The 5130-nt window shown below is 35.9% G+C and carries 3 protein-coding genes; all 3 read left to right on the top strand.

Features of this window, described 5'->3' with window-relative positions; all coding sequences use genetic code 11:
* Positions 1 to 1523: thioredoxin domain-containing protein (locus tag Q0A18_RS09445; protein WP_292009906.1), on the top strand; the 1523-nt coding region annotated here is incomplete at its 5' end.
* A 44-nt stretch (positions 1524 to 1567) separates the two neighbouring features.
* A complete protein-coding gene (locus Q0A18_RS09440; protein ID WP_292009905.1) occupies positions 1568 to 3760 on the top strand; it encodes a peptidase domain-containing ABC transporter in 2193 nt (730 codons plus the stop codon).
* Between the two features lie 35 nt (positions 3761 to 3795).
* On the top strand, positions 3796 to 5097 hold the full coding sequence (locus Q0A18_RS09435; RefSeq protein ID WP_292009904.1) for an HlyD family efflux transporter periplasmic adaptor subunit: 1302 nt from the start codon (positions 3796 to 3798) through the stop codon (positions 5095 to 5097).
* The last annotated feature ends 33 nt before the right edge of the window (positions 5098 to 5130 follow it).

The raw sequence follows: 5130 nt of genomic DNA, 5'->3' as shown, positions 1-5130 counted from the left end.
CCATGATACTCGATAAATTAATTAATTATCTTAAGCTTGATAAACAGGAGTTCCTGTTTCAGTTCAGTTCCCATCCCCACTACCCATCCGCACTGGCTTTTAGTGATACGCTCAATTTTATGGGAGTAAAAAATGATGCTTATGAACTGGAAAAACAGTATTGGGATGACCTTCCGGAAGAATTTATTGCTATTGTGGATGATGCTTTCTCTGTGGTTAAAAAAACAGGAAAACAATATGCCGTTTACTCAGACAAAATAAAAACCATCAGTAAGCAGCAACTTTACCATCAGTCTACGAACTTTATCTTATTATTTGAAAAAACGGAGAACACTATCACTTCCGGTTCTTTTTCTAATTTTAAGACCCTGGTCTATATTATTTTAGGTATTGCTTTACTCTACTCTATCATTAATTTCATCTGGTATGAGTCTGTATTTAATCTATTCTCCATAATAGGATTTTATATTTCTTTTGAAATTTTCAGTCAAAAGTTTGGAAGTACATCTTCCGTTATTAAAAACATTTGTGGACAGGGTATCGGTAAGTCTGCTGATTCATCCGAAAACTCCTGCAACAAAATAATCAACCACGATAAAACCAATATTTTAGGATTAAAATTTGCAGACTTCTCATTAATCTATTTCATAGGACTTAATATATTAGGCTTATTTTTCCCTACTACTTCATTTATTATTAAAGGATTTACATGGGCTTCTGTTATTGCTATCTGCTATTCTCTCTATATCCAGGCTTTCGTAGAAAAAACATTTTGCAGGATTTGCCTTCTGATCATTTCTGTTCTGGTAGTTCAACTGCTGATCAGTTTTTTGCTTTTTGAAAACCTTTTTATAGACAGCAAAATTATTACCCTAAGCTTGTTATTATGGTTAATCATTTTTTCCTCTGTATCTTATATTAATAATCTATTGCAGGAAAGAGACACTTTACAAAAATCAAATACCAAAAATCTCCGGTTTAAAAGAAGCTACGATCTTTTTAAAAGAGAACTTTTGGACCAGGAAAAAATTACCTTTACCGACCGGCAGACATTTTCAGTAGGAAATCCCACTGCAAAACTTCACATCTCCGTTATTTCAAATCCTTATTGTGGCTTTTGTAAAAACGCTCATACTATTCTGGAAAACCTTTTGAAAAAATATCCTGAGGATCTTGCAGTACAGATAAGATTTAATTATTTCCCGGATAGAGCAGAGGAAAAACTCACCCTCCTTCTTTTTGATTTTATGTATATCTATAAGAATAGGCCGGAAAGTGAATTTTTGAAAACTATAGAAAGATGGTATGAAACCAGAAATGAGTCTGAAATTCATTCTATGGCCAGTAAAAGCCAGTATAGAGAGAATCTAGGTTCATTAGCTGAAATGTCCAGAGAGAACTCAGAGGCAGGATTAAATTTCACTCCGATATTTTTAATAAACGGATATCAGTTTCCGGATAAATATGACAGGGAAGATATTATCTATTTTATAGATGAACTACTGGAGGATGAAAGCATTTAATTTGAAAAAAAGTAAAACTCACCTATTGGTATAAAATATAGATTTTGAAGAAATTTCCTTTTTATAAACAACCTGACACCAAAGACTGCGGTCCCACCTGCCTCCGTATTATCAGTAAATATTACGGTAAAACCATTTCTTTACAGCAGATCCGTAACCTTTCCGAAACTACGCGAGAAGGAAGCAGCCTTCTTGGGCTAAGTGATGCAGCAGAAAATCTTGGATTCAGGTCACTAGGAATAAAAATTGATTTCAATACCCTGAACGAAGAAGTTCCTCTGCCTTGTATTGTACACTGGAATAAAAATCATTTTGTTGTCGTTTATAAAATAGATAAAACAGGGAAAGTTTATATTTCAGACCCCAGCTATGGATTGATTACTTACCCTAAAGAAGAGTTTATCAATTTGTGGATCGGTGAAAATGCCAATGAAAATACCGAGGAAGGAATAGCACTCGTTCTTGAAACTACTCCGGCATTCTTTCAGACAGAATTTGATGATCATGAAAGCAAAGCCAGTTTTTCCTTTCTCTCCAAATATCTTTTAAAATATAAATCACTTGTTGCCCAGCTGGCTATAGGACTTTTAGCAGGAAGTTTACTTTCCCTTATTTTTCCTTTTCTTACTCAGAGTATTGTAGATGTCGGAATACAAAACCAGGATCTGAACTTCATTTATCTGGTTCTTATTGCTCAGATCATGTTATTTCTCGGAAGAATGGGAATTGAAGTCATCAGAAGCTGGATTCTTCTCCACCTGTCGGCAAGGATCAATATTTCCATTATTTCTGATTTCTTTATCAAATTAATGAAACTGCCCATCAGTTTCTTTGATACGAGAATGACCGGAGATATTATGCAAAGGATCAATGATCATCACCGGATCGAACAGCTGCTCACCACTTCTTCTCTGAACACCCTGTTCTCTATGGTCAACCTTATTATTTTCAGTATTATATTATTATTTTATGATTATAGGCTTTTTATCGTTTATCTTGTGGGTGCTGTCGCATATCTTGGATGGATCTTATTTTTTCTAAAAAAAAGGAAAGAACTGGATTACAAAAGATTTTCCCAGGTATCACAAGAACAGAGTAAAGTAATTGAACTGATCAACGGAATGCAGGAAATTAAAATGCATAACGCGGAAAAACAGAAACGTTGGGACTGGGAATTTGTTCAGGTCAAACTTTTTAAAATAAGAATCAAATCCCTTTCATTAGAACAGTGGCAATCCGTAGGAGGAAATTTCATCAACCAGATGAAAGATATTCTGGTAAGTTTTCTTTCAGCCAAATTGGTTCTCAGCGGGAGTCTTACTTTGGGGATGATGCTTTCCGTACAATACATTATCGGACAACTCAACAGCCCTTTACTACAATTGGTAGATTTTATCCGCCAGAGCCAGGATGCTAAAATTTCATTGGAAAGACTGGGAGAAATTCATGATAAAGAAGATGAAGAAAGCAGTGATGAACAATATGCCATGGAAATTCCGAAAAAAGATATTGAAGTCGAAAATGTTTCTTTCCGGTATATCGGTTCGGATTCATCTGTTTTTGAAAATCTTAGTTTAAGCATTCCTTATCAAAAAACAACAGCTATCGTCGGAGCCAGCGGAAGTGGAAAGACCACTCTTCTCAAACTGCTCATGAAGTTCTACGAGCCCAATGGAGGAGATATTAAAATCGGAAATACCCAGCTTAGGAATATTTCTCCAAGGTTCTGGCGAGATCACTGCGGCGTGGTTATGCAGGAAGGCTATGTCTTCAATGATACCATCGCCAACAATATTGCAATCGGTGAAGACTATATCGATAAACAAAAATTAAGAAAAGCTGTTGAAATCGCTAATATTAAGGATTTTATTGAAGAACTCCCTCTTAGCTACAACACTAAAATAGGGAATGAAGGCATAGGAGTCAGCGGAGGACAAAAGCAGAGATTATTTATCGCTAGGGCTGTTTATAAGTCTCCGGAATACATCCTTTTTGATGAAGCCACTTCCGCCCTGGATGCCAATAATGAAAAAGTTATTATGGAAAATCTGGAGCAGTTTTTTAAGGGTAAAACAGCTGTTGTCATTGCACACAGGCTTTCTACGGTAAAACATGCTGATAAAATTATTGTTTTAGACAAAGGAAAAGTTGTGGAAGAAGGTAATCATACGGAATTAGTAGCCCTAAAAGGTGAATATTACCGACTGGTAAAAAATCAACTGGAACTTGGTAGTTAATATTGTACAATGTCGGATATATTACGTACAAAAAAATGAAAGAAAAAGATATTTTAGATAATATAGAACTCCGCTCAGAAAGCGTGCAGGATATTCTTACACAGCCTCCTCACTGGATGATCCGTTGGGGAAATACAGTTATTCTGATCATTCTGGTCATTATTCTGGTAATGAGCTATGTTGTTAAATACCCGGAATTTATTCCTGCCCCTATTACGGTGACCTCTCAAAATCCTCCGGAAAAACTGGAAGCCCGTACCAATTCTAAAATAGAAAAGATTTTTATCAGGAATCATCAGGAGGTAAGTCCTAATGAAGTATTAATGGTCCTACAGTCTACAGCCAATTATAAAGATGTTCTGGAACTGAAAACATTGATAGATTCCATGACGCCGGCAAAGCTTGGTCATTTCCCCCTCTCTACTGCTTCGATATTTAAGCTGGGTGAGCTTCAGGGTGATTATAACAATTTTGCAAAGGCTTTACAGGATGAACAACTTTTTACACGTCTTGAACCTTATGCTCCTGAAAACCTTGCCGCTAATCAAAGCATGGCAGAATACAAGGCCAGAATTGCCACTCTGAATCAACAGAAAAAGCTGGAAATAGTCAAATATGAGCTGACCAAAAAGAATTTCATGCGTTCCCAGGAGCTTTTCAACCAGGGTGTTATCGCTGCCGTTGAACTGGAAAATGAAAGAATTAAATATCTTCAGGCCCAGCAGAATATCGAAAATATTAATATCTCTATTTCACAAATCGGGGAAGCTATAGCGAATATTAATAAGACAAAAAGCGGAGCCGTTATCAATACAGAAAAAGACAGGATTACATATTCTTCACAGACCCTGCAGCTATTTGAGCAATTAAGAAAATCCTTAAAGCAATGGGAACAGGATTATCTGATTATTTCCTCTACGGAAGGTGTCGCAAGTTTCCAGCAGTTTTTTGGAGAAAACCAGTTCGTAAAAGCAGGGGATGTTATTTTATCAATTCTTCCTAAGCAAAAGGATCTATTAATGGGGAGAATGTCGGTACCTACTACAAATTCAGGGAAAATAAAAACAGGGCAAAAGGTACTCATTAAGCTGGACAACTACCGCTACCAAGAATATGGTATCATCGAAGGACGTGTCCAGAATATTTCCTTATCTCCGGATCAGAATGGAAATTATTATGTAGATGTAAGTCTTCCTAAAGGATTAAAAACTTCTTACGATAAAAAGCTTATTTTTGATAAAGAACTTAAGGGAAGTGCTGAAGTAGTGACCCAGGATTTAAGACTTATTGAAAGGTTCTTCTATCAAATAAGGAAATTATTAGGTTATCAGGGGTAAAGGAATATCATCAATTGAATAATTATGTTAAAT

The sequence above is a fragment of the Chryseobacterium sp. genome (assembly GCF_022712095.1).
In the GTDB taxonomy this organism is placed as follows: Bacteria; Bacteroidota; Bacteroidia; order Flavobacteriales; family Weeksellaceae; genus Chryseobacterium.
This window is presented reverse-complemented; position numbering and strand designations above follow the sequence as displayed.

Coding starts and splice junctions, on each gene's coding strand:
- Q0A18_RS09435 (WP_292009904.1), top strand. CDS start 3,796: ATGAAAGAAAAAGATATTTTAGATAATATAGAACTCCGCTCAGAAAGC.